Raw genomic sequence first — 21,109 nt, forward strand, 5'->3', positions numbered from 1 at the left:
ACTGTTGAATTGTCATAGTGCTTTTGGTCTATTCTGAGATCCCTTTTCAACAGCTTTTCTGCGGTTTCTTGCCCGCAAGCCAACAAAGGATTTAACATGGGTCGCCCGACCAAGCGAAAACTGCGCTCTATGCTCGTAGAGTCGTTAGAAGATCGCCGCCTGATGATTACCGATATTACAAGTGCCTTCTTTTACTATAACAACTCTGCATTTGAAACCTTGGGGGCCAGCCAAGCTATAGACACCAGCAAAGTACTGCTGCGCGCGGGTGATCAACCGCAATTAACCGCCCCTGTCAATGTGAGTAACTATAGCCGAGGCATCAACGGCGTCGTGCTCGAGTTTCAAGGACTCAGTGTCAATTCTCTCTCCGTAAACGACTTTACCTTTCGCAGAACCACCAGCGCTGATCAGGTTCAGACTCCGCCCGCTTATTGGCCCACAGCGCCTGATCCTAGTCTCAGCCTGGTAGCCACGGGTGACAATACCAAACGATTATTCGTTGAATGGGGCAACAACGAGATCCAAAACGCCTGGTTGCAAATTGTGGTCAAGGCGAATGCCAACACGGGACTCGCGCGAGATACGGCTTTTTACGCAGGCAACGCTATAGCGGATGTTGATGGTGCCGTGGGTGTCAACGGTGTGTATCGAGTCACAGGTGCAGATCTGAGTACCGTTCAAGCTGCCATCAGCACAGCACTGGTTAGTATAAACGAGCGTCGTGACTTCGACAAAAGTCGACGCATCAGCGGTGCCGACCTTTCGTTGGTTCAATCTCGCATATCCACGCAACCGCTGCTGAGGAATTTCTATATCCCCACAGCCGGCTCGGTGGAAGAAGGACATGTTCCCGGCAACGCCTACTTCCGCAGTTACTATCGGGCCGAGCAAAGCGGGGTCGACGCTTATAACGCGTACCATGCGACGGTCACAGGCGCGACTTATCCCACGGGTATGACTGGCAGTGCTTTTGGTTTCGACGGAATTGACGACCAGTTTACCGTGAATCCTGGCAACTGGATCAATGGAGCGGTTACTTACGCGTTTTGGTATTACTCCGCAGGCGTCCATTCCACTCAGACGCTTGTAGGAGTGGAGCAGACCAACGGCAGAGGTTGGGCTCTGCAATTGGAGGCGCCTGACAAACTATCGTTGAAGGTAACGACCGAAATCGAGACTCGCAGTGAACTTTTTGTTAGCGAGGATCTCAGTTATCAACCTTGGCATTTTGTCGTACTGACCATCAATGATTCGTGGAAACAGGTTTCGGTTCAGATCAATGCTGGTCCAACCAGCACTGCCAGCTATTCAGGTAGTTTTGCGGCAGACAGCGGCCTGCTGGCCATCGGGAGACCCATGCATGGCGGCGCTCGCTTCAAGGGCCGCGTGGATGAACTGTACGTAGCAGAACGACGCGAGATCTACCCGCACTCCTTGACGTTGTATGCAGCGCCGACTGCAACTGTCAGCCCGCTGATCATGAATTCCGTAACTTGGGCCGGCGATCGCCCATTGGGAGAAGCAGGTTCGATCCGAGAAATTTCACGACGCGTTTATCCAGTGGCACCTGATGGTCAGTATCGGATCAGCCTAAACGCCACCACCACCGCTGGAGCTCCGGACTACGCTGGTATCGCGGCCTTCGACATCGACAAAAAGCGACTGGACTGGATCGATACGGGACATGACACGTCAACCGATACCGTCTTGACGCGGCCGCTCAAGGCAGGCGATACAACCATACAAGTGCAAAACGCGAGCACCTGGTATCGCGGGCCCGACGCGCTTCGCAGGCGTCTAAATTTACTGGTTCAGAACACGTCGACCGGCCTGCTGGATAATGACACGGCCAACTATATCACCATCGACAATGCTTGGGCCGAAAATGGCATTTCCGATAACACGATCTATCTCAGCCAGGCCTATATCGGAATTACATTAAGCGCAGGCACCGTCGTACGCAACTCTCAAGAGGGTATGAACTTTCAATACTCACTGCTGAACGGCTCTACGAGCGCACTGGCCTGTGTGCAGATATCTACAGTTCTCAATGATCCTGCTCAGACAATTGGCAACGATACCAGCCGGCTGCGACCCGGCACCGAGTTCTTACAAGTTGTCGGCAAAGTTGACCCAACGACCACCTATCAAGCCTTGACGGTTGAAGCCCTCGATACGATTTCCATACCTGAGAATGCTACCGCTGGCACTTTTGTAGGCCATTTGAATATTTTGCCCGAAGGCAGCTTTGTCTATGTTGAGCAAGGCAGTCCCAACTTTATTGTCAATGCGTCCGGCGATGTCTACATAAATTCTTCGGCAGTGCTGAACGCAGAAGCCAGTTTCCAATCTTCGCTGACGATCGGCGTTCGAGGCCCTAATGGAAATCGTTCGACACGTAGCTTCAAGATTCATGTAAAGGATGTCAACGAACCAATCACTGACATCAATGTATGGTCGGTCTCCAAGCTATATACGACCGCTATGCACGGCAGTAAAGTCGCTTCGTTCCAAGCGGTCGATCCCGATCGTCATGATGTGTTTTCCTACAAACTGGAAGCTCCCATTTCTGGTTGGGATACGCGATCTGCATTTCAAATCGACGAGTTTACGGGCCAAGTAACGCTCGTCGATGCGTCTCAATTGCAGATCGGCCGGGCCACGCTGAGTGTCGTCGCTACGGATGCGGCTGGTCATCAACGACGCAACAGCGCTGTCTTTAACGTCGTCAAGTATCTACCAGATTTGCCGCCGGGCAATCCCAAGCCGCTCTGGGTTAGTTCGGAGATTATAGAAGAAGGTGATACGGCACTGGTGCAGGTCTACCGTCAAAATGCCAGTACCGAGGAAACCATCACCTACACGACGCGCTCGGTCGAGTCCCAAACTACAGGAGCCATGGAGAGTGGTAACGGCGGGGATTTCCTATCGGCCAATGGTAGCCTGGTGTTTCCTGTAGGCGTTACCACTCGCACCATCCAAATCCAAACGCTTTATGACCTGGTGGCAGAAGATGTAGAACAGTTCGTCGTCGACTTCGAATCGCCGACCTACGGTAACGCGATGTCTGGAATTCAAATCGTCAATAAAGCCTTGCCCACCATTACTGCCTTTGCTGTCAACAAATACCAGGCCGAAGAGCTCGACGTCTTAGAAGGTGAGCTGCTCAGTCTCAATCTGCAGCTTGACGTGCCTTCCGCTGGACCGCGTGCTTTTGCAGAGGATCTGAACTTCGACTACACCACTCGAAACTGGTCGGCTACTGAAGGCGCCTTATATGGCGGGCCAGGGGACTACGAAAAGACGTTCGGCTCGTTCGTGTTAAACGGTACGAGCGAAAAGAGCTATGGGCTGGCTGTTAAAACTTTTTCAGATCTGAATATAGAAGGTCCCGAAGCCTTTATGCTTAGTATCGGCACACCCTGGGGTGTGACCAATAACATCCGCGTCAATTTGCATGACAACCAGTTGGCCATACCAGCAGTGGTAGTTGGCCAGCGTCCAGGTGGACCAGGCCGACAAAAGGTGGTGGTCACCGAAAACGAGTCGCTTGAAATTGGAATCGGTCTAACTCACGCAGTTGATATTCCTGTAAACGTTCACTACTCCACGCTAAACGGGTCGGCGGATGCTGGTGACTACTCACAAACGGCTGGCCTCGTCACCTTTCAGCCCGGTGAAACTTGGTTACCGTTAACGCTCTCGATCACTCGCGATTATAAAAACGAGCCCACCGAGCGGTTCTACCTGGCTGCGCAGTCGCCGTGGATACAGGCGGCCCGGAATCCAGCTCTAGGCATTGACGAGCTGACAATCGAGATCCTCGATGAACAATTGCCTACGGTTACCGTTTCCGATGTGTCTATTGCGGGAGGTGAGGTAGCTACCTTCGAAGTCGCGCTATCTGCACCGCTGACCTATCCGGTTACTGCCGGTTACATGTTTATCAATGGGACACAAAGCGGCTCTTACTTTCAGCCACCAAACGACTTCAACACGCTCGTATTCCAACCGGGTGAGACAGTAAAGCTCGTTAGTATCAGCACACTACCTGGACCAGATCCCGATGACGAGACTTCCTACAACTTCCTCAGCGACTTCTTCTTGGAAGTAACACTACCCTGGTCCAGGGAATTGGGCTACGCGCAAGTGACCTATGCAGGTGGTTACACGGCCAGCCCCACTCAATTCCTTCTGCTCCCAGATATGCACGTTCAGATCGACTGGGCAGACGAAATGTTTGGAAACGATTCGAACCCGTTTGCTAACGCATTTTCTGGTCAGGTCCTTGGTTTCTTGGAAAGCGATCTAGTTACCACGCTGGAGTCATCTACTGAGCATGGTCAACTGCGTTTGTATGCCGACGGGTGGTACCAATATCGACCCGATTCCGGCTTCATTGGGCAGGATTCATTCACTTATCGTCGGGCTGGCTTCACAACGGTTGCCACGGGCAAAGTCATATTCGATGTAGTTTACTCAAGCACCGTCTTGCCCGATCAGTTCGACGTCTGGGGATCTGGTCAGTCTTTCAACATCACGACTCCGGTCACAGACAATGACAGCGTGCTTGGTGGCAAGTCGGTTACGTTGAACGACACAGCACTTGTTCCGACGCCGAGAATTCCAACTCTGATCCGCTCTGATGGACCAGAACAACTGTGTCGACCAGATGTTTATTCGTACTACTACTTTGGCGAAGCCGTAAGCGGTTATGCAGGCAAGTACTATTTCGATCCAACTAACATCGGACCGTTTGACTACTGTGATGTCCATCACCTGTTTGATGGTTTGTCGGGCGAAGAGGATACGGCCAAGCTCGAGAAGTTGTTAGGGCTGGTCAAATTGCCCTCGGGCCGCGTGAAATTCGATGCGCCATTTGTTTACGGTGACGTGCGCGACTTGGAGATAAGTTACGAGTACAACTTAGATTCTGGCTACGCTGGGCTCTACGACTTCCAGCCACCTCGCGAAGTCTTGTCGATCAACTTTGAGACCAATGATCTCATGCCTCCCCAAGCTGGTCATCATGTGGCCAGCGTCCAAGCCAACACCAGCGACAACGTACTGCTAAATGTATTGAGTGCGGCTGGAAGTGTCTTTGTTGATGAGCAATCGGGAATTGCTCGTGATAGCGCTGGCCGGATTTTGTCAGCCTACTCTGCGTCGACTTGGGAATCGCGGAGAATCCTGGCAGGCAATGCACCGCTCAATGCAACAGCCCAATCGGGTCGCTCGGTCAAGGGTGGCTGGGTGGCAATCGAAACCGATGGCTCGGTGCGATATACGCCTCCCGAGGATTACATAGGCGAAGACTTAATAACTTTTGTCATTCGGCCCGACGATGGCCGTTTCGGTATTGTGGATGACCATAACGGTCCTTACGTCTCTGTCCGAGACAGTTTCGTCGGAGGCTTGATCCGCATCAATGTTGGCACACCACCCAGTACGCAGGCCGATCCGTCAGAACCCGATGGATCGTACACAAAATTCACTGCCTGGACGCACGACGTCAAGCCCTTTGACGCATACATCGGTAGCAACACAGGCATTTTTGTGTGGAACGATCACAACGCTGGGTCGGTCGATCTGGTACTGGATGGATTGAACGTGATTGGCAACGATACGGGGGGCGCGATGGGTTTGCGCGCAGAGTTTGCTGTGCAGGATCCACTCTGGGCGTCTTCGGGTGAAACAGTATTGTTTTACATGAGTGAGGACTGGGGAGTAAACATCGGCGTGCCTGTCGGCTTCATTGGGGACATCAATGCCTACTATCGCCTGGTGGATGGCAACAATAAAGTCTTCTGGTATACACCCGTCAAACTATCCGTGCATGGAAAAGAGTATCCACCCAACGGTTCTACCGCGCCCTACTTTGTAACTGTGCCAGAGCGATTGCACTTTGCCGGTGAGAGCTATGTTTACAACGCACGCGCCCTAGACCCCGACCATACTCCGATTACCTATTCTATTGTCAGTGGGCGGCCTGACATGGAAATTGACGCTCAGACGGGCCGGTTGACTTGGGACACTCCGGAAGACTTTACAGGTAACGTAGAAGTCGTTATCCAGGCGCAGGACGGTGATAATGAAACGGCCGAGCAGCGTTTTGTTATTCAAGTTTCGCGCGCCAATCAGGCTCCCAACTTCATATCCATACCCGAGTCGGTGGCGACCGTTGGCGTGCAATACGTCTACGACTTCATGGCTTCCGATCCCGATGGAGATCCGCTGGAGTTCCAATTCTTTGGTCCTTCGAATTGGACTATGTATGCCTATCCCAATGGCCGCGGACGACTGGTCTATACGCCCACGATCGGCGATGCTCCGGGACCAATTCACATCAGCCTCGAAGCTCGCGATCCATTCGGCGAGCGCGCCATTCAATCATTCGAGGTCAAGGTACTGACAGGCAGCTACTCAGATCCCAATCATGGTCCAGTAATCACCACCGTCCCTGAAATCCGCTTTGAGCAAGCTGGTCGCAACCTGACGAGTGTGGGAGATGTGGGTACTGTTCCCGACAACGCGCAGACAATCTGGATGGCGCTCGATGCGAACGAGAAGTCCAGGGCTCAAGTCAGGTTCTCAATCTCGCAAGGTCCTCCCAAAGTCGACGTCATGTTGCTGCTGGACGACACAATCAGTTTCGTCTACCAGAACCAGCAACTGAGAACTCAGTTCCCACAAATCATTGAGCAGTTGCGAGCTGCCTATCCCGATACCGATTTTGGATTTGGTGTTTCGAGGTTTGAAGATTTCAGCTTGCCCAAGAACCAGGAAGACGAAAATGGCCGCCCATTCTTGCTGAACCAACCAATTCTCGATACCTCGTATCGCCGATTCGAAGAAGTTTTGTCTTCGGCGATTGGACGCGGTGGACGGGGATACGGGGGCCAAGATGGAGAAGAGTCTTTAATCGAAGCTCTATTTCAATTAGCCAGCGGCAAAGGATTCGATGGAAATGGATCGGGTACGGTAAACGAAAGCGGGGCGGCAGGTAGCTTAAAAGCTCAGATCGCGCCCGGACCATTCGGGGACGTTCCGCAGAGCTTCTTCACTACTGCCGGTGGTACAAGCTTCGTCACCGATACTAGCATCGAAGCCGCCTATCGGCTGGTTCGCATAGCTGATCAACCTAGTTTGCCTCTGAATGTCCCCCAGTCTGTTTCGCTGAACGGAAATCTCAAAGCCACGGTCTACAAATATCAGGCGACGGCAGGCAGTTCCATGCGCATCGTATCGCAGAACTACTTAGGCTTCCAGAAAATCTACTCGCCAGCTGGCAACGTGCTGCCCTACACTCAAGATATGCAGTCGGCGGTCTATGTGTTTCCCACCACCGGACTGTATTCTTTTGTAGTTGATCCAGAGTCAGCTCCCACGCCCCGCAACGAGCTACTGGTCCAGTACGAAATCAACGAAGCCGATACCAGCTACTTTGGTTTGAACAGTTTTGATTTTATGGCGACCTTACTCGCCGACGCTCCGGTAACCGACTTGTCGAGCGCTATATCTGTTGAAATGGATCAAGTCATTACCCTTTCACAGACCGACAGCCTGCTAAAGATACAACTCAACCATTCGTCGCTGCCCTACCTACGTTCACTCGATGGAGCAGTCCAATGGGAATTGCTAGATCAGACAGGTACGCTTGTTCGCAAAGACTCCATGGACAGCCTGCTGACGCTGACACAAAGTATTGTCAACGAGGGCACTCCGCTCTTTCACGAAGTGAGTTCGCAACCGGGCGGTGGGGCACTAGCCAAAGGCGACTACTATTTGCGAATCAAGAAACCCAACAGCGCCCCCGTGCGCGTGCTACTGCTCAATCCACCCACCTCTGCTCAACTGCTCGAAGCAGATACACCTGATCTATTGCCTTTCAACGCCAATTCAAATCTGATCTTGGCTCACTATGCAGGCCACACTGGTGAAGTCGTCTCATTCGATGTGACCAGTTCCAATCAACAAGTTTATCTCGATACTAAGATCTACGCTCCTAACGGAGCTCTGATGATCGCTCATAACTACCAGACCGAGGGTGAGCCGCTATCGAATGTGAAACTACCTCTGGATGGAAATTACCTGATTGTTGTTACGCCTGGGTATACAGCCGACGGTGGATTGCCGCAAACCAGCGTGGAAGTAACCGTCGATCGCATCAAACAGCATCCACGAGTCGACTTCGTTCAGAAGACGGCCACGATCAATGCCGAGCGTTCATTCACGGCCAGCGCACTGGTCAGCGAACAACATCGTTTGACCATACGCCCTGAGGAGCAAGTCTATTTTGATGGATTGAATGCCAGCGCCCGCTTTCGCGTTGATTTCTACGATGCCGATGGCAGCGTCATTTCCGTACTCAGCTCGGAACTAAACCGCATGTTGCCCAAAGTTGATTACGGGCGAGATGTCGAAATACGTTTTGAACCCATCGACCTGATGGCAGCAGTCAGTCAGGATCGTATAGGCGGTGGTGGCTTCCGCGAAGGCGCTTTACCCTTGGTTATCACGACGACCGACTACGGCACTCGATACCATTTGGAAGTTGACCCGCTCGGTTGTCCCGTCACGACCATCACCGGCTGGGATGGTGCCACAGCCGCGCTGAAGGACTTTGTCGGTAATACCTACATCAACGCTCAGAACCTGCACTGTGGAGCCCCTGATCCCCTTTATGCTGGTATGACCGGCGATCCATACGACCCCGAGTTCTTTACTCCGAACGTGACTTCGGCATCGGTCCAAGATGCCATCAACGCGCTCAATAGTATCGGCGCCGTGATGGTTGGTGTTGGCACCAGCTTGCCTCTGGACAACGGCGCGCCCAGTAACCCTGGGCACATGCTATCCGAGATTGCTCGACTGACTGGAGCGGTGAATCTGTCCGGACAACCCATTTCCGTTTACGAAGATTCCAACAATCCAGCCAACAATTATTCGATCGACAATGGTGCTCCACTGTACGTTCCGTGGTTACAGAACTCGATGTCGACCGCGATCAGTCGCGCGACCAGCGGAGCTATCTCGGCTCTAGGCTTCGAAGTCGATGTAGTCCTGCGAGACTCCAGCGGCGTTGCCCGCTTGGAATCGCCTTCAACACTCTCTGCCGTACCAGGTGAAGAGCATTTCATCGATGTCTCGTTCTTGGGCGATGGCGGCAGCCATAGCTTTTATCTGGAGTTCTTGCGTCACGGTACCAACATCCTGCTGGGTCGCATGCCGATCGGTATCAACTTCAGCTACAACTACGATGCGGATGCCAATGACCAAGATGGCGATACGCTGACATGGTCGTTCATCGGGGATAGTCACGGTGCCACGATCGATGCGGAGACGGGCGAGATAACCTGGCTACCGCCAGACCAAGGCATCTTCACTTTTACGATCCAAGTCGACGATGGCCGCGGCGGCCGCGATACTCAAACCTGGTCTGTTGATGCTACCGCCATCAATGCTCGTAACAATCCGCCCGTAGTCCAACCCATCAGTAACCAGACGGCCACTGTCGGGCGAGCATTCGAACTGGCAATCCAAGCCAGCGATCCGGATAATGATCAATTGCAGTATCGACTACTAGGCAACGATAGCGCTAACCCTGTCCCCGCGGGCATGACGTTCAATGCCGATACTGGCATTCTGCAATGGACTCCTTCTCCACTGCAAATCGGCACCAAGACAATCACGGTCATGGTCGAAGATGGACGCGGTGGAGAGCGCCAAGTCACCTTTACGATCGCTGTCACCAACTCAACAGAGCTGATCAACGGGCGCCCCATATTCACCACCAGGCCGCCACTAATTGCCATTCTGGGTGAGACATACAGCTATGACTTCGCTGCCCGCGATCCCGACGGGGACCCATTGACCTTTAGGCTTGTACAGGCCCCCAGCGGCATGACGCTCAATGAGGCTGCGCGCACATTAACGTGGAGTCCTTCCGATTCCATGGAAGGTCAGTCGCTGGATGTAGCCTTGCTGGTATCGGATGGCCAGGGCGCGACCAGCCTGCAGGCCTTTAAGGTCACAGCCTTGGCTCCCAATCAACCGCCAGTGTTTCGCGACGATAGTCAACTCTTTGCTGAACAAGGTCAAGCTTGGGCCTACGTACCTGAAGCGAGTGATCCCAACGGAGATGCCATTACATTTGAACTTGTTAGTGGGCCAACCGGCTTGCAACTAGTTGCCGGGCAACTTCAATGGCTTAGCCCAGCGCTCGGGACATTTACTTTAGTGGTTGCCGCCAATGACAATCGCGGTGGTAGTGTCAGAAAAACGTATACACTTGAGGTGCTCACCAATCTGACTCTGCCACCTCACATTCAATGGGCCCCCACCGGACCAGCCATCATCGGTCAAAAGTGGACTTCCGATGTCATAGCGACCGATCCAGAAGGCCAGCTACTGAACTTTGAACTGATCGATGCGCCCGCAGGTATGCAGCTAGAGCGCATCGATGCCAATAAGGCCAGGATCACTTGGGTACCTGCATCTTTGGCCGGCAACTACAAAGTGCAATTGTGGGTCACCGACGACGAAGAACGCCGTCATGGTAGTTCAACATCCTTTGCACTGCCGACGCAATTCGAAAACCATGCTCCTATCATCACGTCGATTCCATTTGATGGTATGGTCGGTCAGACTTGGACCTATGCCTTTGCGGCTACGGATCCCGATGGCGATCCCCTGACCTACGAGTTAATAGCTGCTCAACCCGGCATGATTATGGACAGCACCGGGCTGATCAGTTGGGTGCCCACAGCCCCTCGAAACAATCCCAACGAGCCAGTAGCGATCATTCGCGTGCGCGACGGCCAAGGTGGCGAGGCCAAAGACGAAGTATTTGCCAAGATCGTCGACAAACCACTCTTCAATCCGGATGAGAACAATGCTCCCTATGTTTCGAGCACGCCCACTGGCCCAGTCTACTTGAATGAGACCTGGACTTATCGCATTCGTGGCATCGATCCAGATGGCAATTCAGGACTACTGACTTATTCGATTGTCAACCTCAAGCACAACGGACAGACGATTGATCATACCAACTTCGTAAGTGTCGACGCCGAAGGCAAACTGACTGTTCAGCCAACGAATTCAAACAATCTGAACTTGGATGATCCCAACTATGTTTTGACGGTTGGTATCACCGATCAAGGTGGTCGTGTGCTGCATTACGAATTGCAGTTGCGATTCAAGCAGAAGTATATGCCTCCCACCTTCCTTTCCACACCTACTGGCAGTGTGATCGCAGGCCAAACTTGGACCAATACGGTCAACGCCAGTTCGTCTAATGGACCGATTGTCTATGGACTTAGCGCGGACTCGATTGGTACCATCAACCAGGCCGGCTTTGTCTCTCACACCTTACCAGCCGGAAGCGGCGGTGCGGCTCTGCCTTTGGTAGTACAGATTACGGATGGTTCACGGACAGTCGACGACGACTTGATATCTTATCGGCAAGCCACGACCCTCATCGTCTCGGAACAGATCACGGCACAACATCCGACGTTCACTTCGATTCCACCGGTGGCCGTGGTCTTAGGCGGCCAACCTTACTCTTATACAGCTAGCGCAAGCAACGCAACTGCAGGAGCCTTGACATATCGTTTGGTGACTGCACCATCCGGGATGGCAATGAACGGCTCCACTTTGTCTTGGCAGCCGACCGAGTTCGGTAACTACCCTGTGGTACTGGAAGTCAGCTCAGGAACGCTCACTTCCCGACAGAGCTTTACAGTCTCAGCTATCAAGCCGTACCTGTTAAATGAGCCACCCACCTTTCTTTCAAATCCACCATTACCTACGCCTCGCGATGTGGAGTTGAATTACCAGGTTGAAGTGCACGACGCCAATAACGATGCCGTGACCTTCCGGCTGCTGGAAGCACCCGACTGGTTAACCATCGACGCTAATACAGGCCGCTTGACCGGTACACCGCGAACCGCTGGAAACTACAACGTCACGATCGAAGCTCGCGAAGTACAAGCCAATCCGGATGATGCCTTGTTCAGCACTCAGGAGTTTGTACTTACCGTTCTACAAAATGCACCGCCTCGATTTACTTCTACGCCACCGGAACCACGCAACTTCATAATTGGGGCTGGTTCGTACACTTATCCCATAACGGTCACGGATCCCAACTACGAAGACCGTGGGACTCTTGCATTGGAATTGATCGAAGGTCCCAGCGGAGCTGTTATCGACAGCACTAACAAGCTCACATGGAATCCAACCGATGCTGCGGTGTTGGGACGGCATAACTTCCAAGTGAAGGTGAGCGATGCCGCGGGAGCTTCGGCGATCCAGACTTTCTCCGTGCAGGCTTTGACATTTGAAAATCATGCGCCAGTTTTCCAGTCTGCCCTGCGTACTACTCTGCCGGCTGATATTCCCTACGCTCTACAATTGAAGGCAGCCGATCTCGATGGCGATGATATCGTCTATGAGTTACTCGCAACGCTAGACCAGAGTAACAACCCTATTCAGTCGAGCGCGCGGCTCGAGAACGGCAGCATTTTCGTCTGGACACCTCCGCGTTCCTTGGTGAATACAACCGTCCAAATTCGCGTTCGAGCCACTTCGCCACGCGACGGTTTAAACTCGGTTCAAGTCTCTTCTGTGCGGATCACCAATCGAGTAGAGAACTCCGTACCAGAAATTTCGACAATGCCCCGCCACTCCGCGACCGCTGCGTTTGAATATCGCTATCAGGCTCTAGCGCTCGATGCTGATAACGACATCATCACGTGGCGACTGGAAACAGCACCGGCCGGTATGACCGTCCAAGAGGAGAGTGGATTACTCACTTGGAAGCCAAGCACGCTGCAAGTCGGTGATCATAACATCGTATTTAGTGCGGCAGATGGCTACGGCGGACGTGTGACTCAGCAATGGACGATCACGGTCCGGGCGCATAACATCGTACCTATCATCACTTCCGTGCCCAATCCTTATGTGGAACGTGATCACCAATATAGCTATACCGTTGTCGCGGAAGATCTCGATGAAAATCCCTTAGTCTTCTCTCTACAGTCGGGGGAAGTTGGTATGCAAATCGACTCGCTCACGGGCGTGTTCACCTGGGCAAGTCAGCACTTCCACGGCACTCTATCGCGCGCCGTTATTCGGGTTGCAGATACGCAAGGTGGCATCGCGGAACAGACGCTGAATCTGATCACTTACGACCCAGCCATCAATCGTCCGCCGCAAATCGACCAAGGCCTGCCAGGCTATTGGTTGCAGGGTTCGCAAACTACCTACCAGGTCACCGCGATCGATACGCCGCCTGGCTCGACAAGCCTGAACTACTCACTTCCTCAAGCTCCAGCTGGCATGTCGATCCATCCCTTGCATGGCACGATCTATTGGAATCCGAGCCTCGCGCAGCTTGGCCAACACGCAGTGACACTCAGAGTCAGCGACGGAGAATTCTATGTTACTCAAACCAAAACGATCGTCGTCCGCCATAACACCGCGCCTGCTCTTGGCACGATAGCGCGCCAAACGGTCACTGGTGGAAATGCATGGACGCTGACTCCTGTGGTTACCGATGCCGATGGCGATGTTCTCCGCTTCTCGCTCAACGTCTCTCCCACCCAGCCCACTGGTCTGATATTGGACGGGCAAACAGGGGGCATGAGTTGGACCACGGAGGCCGTTAGCTCGCTGCAGACCTATGCGCTGACCTTAGTTGTGAAAGACGACTTCGGTGGTCAGGCAACGCAAACGTTTATGCTGGACGTACTGCCTGATCTGCAAGATCCCGACGTGCAGGTTTTGTTCGATCCAGACAGATTTGAGGCCAACAAGCCTGGCGATCTGCTGGTTACGGCCTCTGATAATGTCGGAGTGCGTCCAGAGACGCTCGCCTTGACGTTGCTGGCGTTCAGCACCAGTCCAACCGGACCATGGACCACCCGCAACGAATCGATTGTTCTCAATCAAGCAGGCCGAGCATCGGTGACCTATCAACAACCGGGCTACTACAAATTCGAAGCCACGGTGCTGGATACCCAAGGACGTCCGGGGCTTGTCGAAGAGACTCTGCAAGTTGTACCCGATGGCACTCCACCGACTATCGTGATTACATCGCCAACTTATAACCAATCGGTTTTTGAGCCACTGCAAATCTCTGGCAGCGTCTTTGATCCTCAGCAGCATTTCCAGAATTACCGGATCACCATGCATCCGGGCGACAAAGTCAACGAAGCGGTCGAAGTTGCTTCCGGCTCGCGCGAAGTTGTCAACAGCTACCTGGCAACAGTCGACACAACGCTAATGGACAATGGTTTGTGGAACATAACCGTCTCCGCTACCGATGAAGCTGGAAATACAGCCACGCATGTTGTCCCGGTCTTGCTAGAGGGCAACTATAAACCTGGCGTGCTATCGCTGTCGTTCATGGATCTGGAACTACCAACTGGCGATGTACCACTGCAAATCGGCCGCTCTTACTCGAGCAATCGAGCCAGCCAGACGCTCGACTTTGGCAAAGGCTGGTCGTTGGATTTTGGTATTCCCAAAGTTGAAGTGGCCTATGCCGAGAACGCCTCGTTCAGTTCCAGTGGCTTCCCTGTTTTGCTGGATGGCACGCGCGTCAATGTAACTCTGCCCGATGGAACGCAAGAAGGTTTCACCTATCAGCCTTATCCGGAACACCCCAACATGCTTGGGATCTCGGTCAGCTGGATTCCCTACTTTGCGCCCGACCGCGGCAACACTTCCTTCTTGGATGTTGAAAAGATCCCGCTGTTCCGCATGGCCAACGGCGATTCTTGGGAGTATGTCTCTTTCACTGGCGGTACTTCGTACCATCCCGCTTCGCGCGAATTCGGCGGCGCATGGAAGCTCTACTTGCAAAGCGGCTTGCAGATCAACGTAGATGGTCGAGCCAGTAATACTGCCTGGTTGGAAGATCGCAACGGCAATCGCACCACGATACGCCCTAACATGATTGAGCATTGGTCGGGGCGTCGCGTCACGATCGATCGCGATGGTCAGAATCGGATTACGCTCATCTCGATCACCTCGGGAACAGAAGCCAATCCAGTTCTCAAGACCATTCGCTACGCTTACGACAATTTTGGCAATTTGATCGCGGTGACCGACCGGGCCGGCCAGGTCACGACGTTGACTTACCACAGTGCGGATGACAACATCGCAGGCAATGAAAACCTGCTCCGATCCATTATTGATGCCGCCGGGCGCGAACAATTGTTAGCTACTTACCGCGCCGACAAACGTCTCGAATCACTGCAGGACATCGAGAACTGGTCTATCAGCTACGACTACGACATTGCCAACAAAAAGCAAACGATCGACATCGGTTCCGACGGCGCAGCCGGTGATGCCCTGGTAGTCATGGATCGACGTGGCAATCCCGTCAAGTCGGTCGACCAGACAGGCGTGCAATCGCTGAGCGTCTACGATAACGCAGGCAACTTGCTCCAGCAGCGACAAGTTGTGGGCACTAGCGATGGCAGCTCGGGCATTCAAGACGATCTGGTAACACAGTACCAGTACAATCAATATGGCCAGCCAACTACCATCACCGACGCACTGGGCGGTGTCACGCAATATAGCTATGACGCTCGCTTGCACCAGGTTACTAGCGTCACTACCGCCTCAGGTCTGACGACCAGTTACGCGTACGATACCAAAGGCAACCTGCTCAACTCGACCAGTCCACTGGGTATTACCACGTCATTGATCTATGGTACTCGTGGCCAAGTCGACAAAGTCCTTGACTCTGAAGGTAGAGCGCTGGTCGACAATGAATATGACGTCAAAGGTAACCTGGTCAGGACGGTCAGCCTCGATGGGCAAGTGGTCCGATTCGAATATGATCTGCTGGGTAGACAGATTGCCAAGATTGCCGAGCAGGATAGTGAACTCCATATTCGCGAAGAGACTGACTACGACGATGCTGATCGAGTCACAGAAACACGCATAAAACATCTGACGCGGGTTGGTTCGGGTGCCTGGACTTCTACGCTTCAGTCCAGTAGTTCAACGGTATACGATCCGGCTACCGGGCTAGTGAAACGAGCGGTGGATAATCGCGGACTAGTCACCGAGTATTTCTATGATCGCCGTGGAAATACCATTCTGACTATCAACGAAGTCGAGGTCCGTACGCCCGCCAACAACGGGACCTTCGTGACCAGCAAGACGAAGGTTGGCCAGTGGACAGGGTACGACGAGCAGGGACGTGTCAGCGTTTCCACCGCGACAATTCCGGTCAATGTTGATCAGCCTTATCAAAGCCCCGGCGTCAGCGCAACCGAGACCTTTTACGATGCCGCAGGACGAGTTGTTGGGACTAAACAGTTCAAGAACGTGGTCGTGGCAGTAACTGATACTGGCGGCAATGCACCCAATGTCGGCAACTATCACCAACTGAAGTCAGCGGTTGTCAATCGCAATAGCCCCAGTAGTCCGATTGTCGTCGTATCGAGTACACAGACTGTCTACGATAATGCTGGTCGAGCCATACGCAGTCGCGATGCCGGCGGACTATGGACAGAAACTTACCTTGGATTTACAGGCGAAGTTGTTCAGAGTCGCACACAAACCAGAACCAGCACTGGCGAGATAGCCTGGATGGTATCGCGATCGGCTTACGATGATCTTGGCCGGGCGATCGTGTCGGCCGACCCGGTCTTGGAAGGAACTCTATCCACTACAGGAACGCGGACCTTCTACGACGACCAGGGACGCGCCTACAAATCAGAACAGCGTGATGGAATCAAGCTGACTTTGCTTGACCGCTTTGGCGCGGTCGTCTTACCAGGCGCGACTACAGAAGGTCCCTACGCGATTCGTATCGACAATCAAGGCTTAGACAGTTCGGGCAACATCAACCTTATCAGCCGCTCGCTGTCGTTTTATAACGACCGAGGGCAGTTGATTCGCTCCGTCAACAACATCGGCGAGAATCATCCAGGTGTTGAGACAAGGTATGAATACGACTCGCGCGGACGACAGATTCGCCAGATTGGCGCAGCCATACAAACGGTAGAAAGCACCGATGCCCTGCGTCTGGTTTCGGAAACAGAATACGACGAAGAAGGCCGAGCCTATAAATCCTCGACCAATATTCGTGGCCGCGATCTGGGTAGTGATGTATTGATCGACAGATCGGGCGCGCTCTCGACTGTTCAGATGTACGACCAGCAGGGTCGAGCCTACAAGACGCTCCTTCCTGATGGCTCGTTCACGCAGATTGAGTTTGACAACTGGGGCAACGTTACCCGTGAATCTCCGCGACTGGTGCAGGGTCTGAATGAATCAGATACGGCCCTGGATGTTCGTCGCCTGAGTCTTTCCAAGCAAATGGAGTACGATGCCAACGGCAGGTTGATCGCGGTGACTCTGCCAGCAGTACCATTGACTCAGGGGAGCACTGTCTCCATGGTCTCTCCGCGCTTCGACTACGCGTATGATTGGGCAGGCAATCAAACCTGGTTGCAGGACTCGCTAGGCAGGCGCACTCGTTTCGAGTTCGATTTAGAAGGGCGACAACTGTCGCGCACTTTACCCGAAGGTCAGACGGAAACTTTCGCTTATAACGACCTTGGTCAGCTCTTACGTCACACCTCGTTCGAGGGCATTGTCCAAGAATCCATCTATGACAATGGAGTAACCAACCAGTTTGCCTCCGGTGGCGAGCCGACTGAACTGGCCGTTCAATCACCTGTGGGTTCGGGGCGACTGACCGAAAGTCGCTTTTACGATCCGACGTTCAGTAACAGCGTGCCCAAGGAAGTCTGGGCCTATTCTTACGATGAGAAAGGTCGCAGGATTTCGCAGGATCGACTGGCCCGAACGCAACCTGGCGGCGAGTTGGTTTCAGTGCGTCTAGAGAAGTGGCTGTATGACGCGCAAGGTCGGATGATCCAGACTTCAACGCCCGAAGGCACGATCAACTACGCTTACGATCGAGTCACTGGCCAGCTCCTACGCATGTGGACGACCAAAACTGCCGGACTCGAACCTGCCAACCTGGCCGATGCGATCGAGGATACCCGCTATTCCTACAATGAACTCGGTTGGTTGACCGGTGTTACGGTAGTGGAGAAGAACGATGTGCCGCTGGATGTTAGTAAGAATACGTCAACGCTAGCCGACGACCCGGAAGTCACCAAGTATGGTTACGATCTGCATGGTCGCCAGATCCGTGTCGATATGCCCAACGGAGTGGTGCAAACTTCGCAAGTCGACTCGGTCGGAGCCACCACGCTGATGCGGCAGTACGCGCCCGATCCCACACCTTGGGATCTGAGCGACAATGCAAAACTGGCCGAGTACACCTACACGCTCGACGAGTCTGGCCAGCGCACGCGCATGGTGGAGACTTTCTGGTTCGACACCGACAACAACAGTAGTACGCCATCGGTCCCCAGTTCGACGATCTACGACTGGCAGTACGATAACAACGGACGTCTGACTAGCGAAGCGATTGACGGCTTCGACGATTCGCTCGATCGCATCGATACCTTCGAGATGGACTTGTTTGGCAACCGCGTGCGGCGCGTGACCGACCTGATATCTACTCCTGGATTGATCGATCAAGTATTCAGATACGCGTACGATGTCAACGATCGTCTCACACTTGAGGAACTCGACGAGGGGGGCGATGGCGTATTCGAACAGAAGACGAGCTCTACATGGAACTATACGCAGCAAGCAACAAAGAGCGTTGCTCGCGGCACGCCAGCAACGGGTTATCAGCCAGTCACTTCGCAGACATTCGCTTATGATCTTCAAGGTCGCCTGGCTGAAGTCGTCAACACGACCTACACCAGTGGCGTGCCGTCGGCGAAGACTCGAGTCAACTATCGTTACGACAGTACGGGCTTCCGCATTAGCTCCAGCGACTACTCCGCCAGCTCAACAGACCTCGCAACCTGGACGCTCAACTCGAATACTGAGTATTTAGTCGACCACCACAACCATACCGGCTATGCCCAGACGATTGTCGAAACAAGTCGTGACGCATCTGGGCAATTGACCAAGCGGGTGGCGTATACATTTGGTAGCGATGAGCTCACCCAAACCGTCACTACTCCGGACGGCGCAGGATCCCAGCTCAGCGTAACACACACCTTCGCTCACGACGCGCACGGATCGGTCCGTGCACTCGCCGACGCGGCCGGCATACTCGCGCAGGTATACACCTACGCCGCCTACGGTGAACTGCTGGCCATTCACAACAGCGCCGCAGTATCACTAGGGTCCGCACCAACCTCCGCGCTCACCTCGCTCCTCTACAACGGAGAATCCTTCGATAGCCGCATCGGCCAACTATACCTACGCGCACGATGGTACGACGGACATCGCTTTACCACCCTAGATCCATTCGCGGGTAACCGTACTGATCCGCTTAGCTGGAACAAGTATGGATTTGTGCATGGGAACCCCGTGATGGGAGTGGATCCGAGCGGACTTTCTCTGCTTGGTGCAACGATCGTTGCAGTGTCCACGATGAATGTCCAAACCATAACGCACGATGCGCCAAAGGTTGGTGCTGGGGTAACTGCTGCCGCCGAGGTCAGTTCTTTCGCCACGATTCACACGGTGCGGGCGGCCTCTGTCATGACTGCGGCGGAGGGTGGTACAGGTGGTGCAATTGCCGCCATGATTGCCATACCCACCATAATCGGAACGGTTATTGGGTACTTCAATGACATTGAACGACAGGCAAGGCAAAGACAAGCAGCAAATACATCAGATGTCGCAACGGGCGGCGGAGGCGGGACTAGCGGTCCGAGTGGCGGAGGTGGGTGTGCATGTATCCACGAAGCAATTTATCACGACCTAGACACTCAGAAGCGTGCTACAGGCGTTTCCGCAACACTTGGTCCAAGCTCCTTAAGCATTGACCATGGTCCATTCAATTTCCGTCCGACTTGGTGGGGTAATTTGGCAACCGAGAGGCCAGGAGTAGACTGGAGGCGAGGGCATTTGTTGGCGCGAGCCATGGGTGGTGAACGGATACGTGAGAATTTGGTGCCTTTGACCCTCAATGCGAACAATAGCCAATATGCAATTATGGAGAACTTCGTTAGAACCAAGATGCTACCACGAGAATGTACTCTCTTTTTTGCCACTCCCATTTATGTCGGGAGCCTGTACGCACCGGTCGGAGTAGCTGTATTCGCCTGGGGGGACAAGAGCGGAATTCACGAATGGCTAATCGCCAATGACGATACCCCGCGCAACTATCATGCCTGGTAACAAAAACGAGTGGAATGAGGATATCAACCAAATTCAGTCGATGATGGTACCACCATCGAAACCCGATGTGCCACGACTAGGATTCGATCATATTCTCGGAACGGCTCACACACTACCTGCCGACTACAAAATGTTTATGGAGATATACGGCTGCGGTTACATTTGTAGCAGCCAAGGAACGTTATGTTTACCCGACGTTTCTATCAATAGAAAGATCAATTGGGATGTGCCCATCGTCGATTTCTTGCAATCCATTGGAAAGCCGGATGTTGCCTCTTTCCCGTCTGATCACGGGATAGTGGTTTTCGCGAGCGATGAAGAGGACAAGTCTTACTACTGGATAACTGCAGGTGATCCTGACTGTTGGCCGATCGTGTGTTTCGACGGAACAGACGTACTGACAACGTATCAAAGATCGTTCTCAAGCTTTTTACTATTGGCAATGCTAGGAGTGTCTGCAGAACCTGAAGCAGTTAGAGGCGGACGAGATTTTAAGTACTGCCCAATATCGGTCGCAAGTTCCCAGGGGTTTGAAGGACAATAGGTAGATCGGTACCCGTGACGCGGCGGTCTGCATTCCTACTGTTATGCCTTGAGCCGATGAAATGGGGCAGGTCAGGGTCTCTTTTTTGGATATCAGCGATCTGAATCGTCACCCAACGAAAGCGAAACAACTCCATGGAAGCGAGCAAGTCACGAATTCGTGCCAGCAGCGATTGGCTAGCTCGCTGAACAATTTCGCGATCCCTCTGACTTAACCTGTCGCTTTTCAGAAAATCAAAAACCGCCATTTCTTCGAGCGACAATCCCTCTTCAACAGCCCGGCGCTGCTCGACATCGAGGTTGCCGGCCAGGACCACCA

At 53.3% G+C, this 21,109-nt stretch carries 2 protein-coding genes; both read left to right on the forward strand.

The annotated features are described in order from the left end of the window. Window positions 1–96 precede the first annotated feature (96 nt). Window positions 97–20,247: a putative Ig domain-containing protein gene (locus tag SH573x_RS29390; protein ID WP_479351687.1), complete on the forward strand. Its 20,151-nt coding sequence runs from the start codon at window positions 97–99 to the stop codon at window positions 20,245–20,247. Beyond that, window positions 20,237–20,791 carry an SMI1/KNR4 family protein gene (locus tag SH573x_RS29395; RefSeq protein ID WP_479351689.1) on the forward strand — a complete coding sequence of 185 codons (555 nt, stop codon included), beginning with the start codon at window positions 20,237–20,239 and terminating at the stop codon, window positions 20,789–20,791. Before SH573x_RS29390 ends, SH573x_RS29395 begins: the two co-directional genes overlap by 11 nt. The last annotated feature ends 318 nt before the right edge of the window (window positions 20,792–21,109 follow it).

This window comes from Rania fehmarnensis (assembly GCF_056494185.1).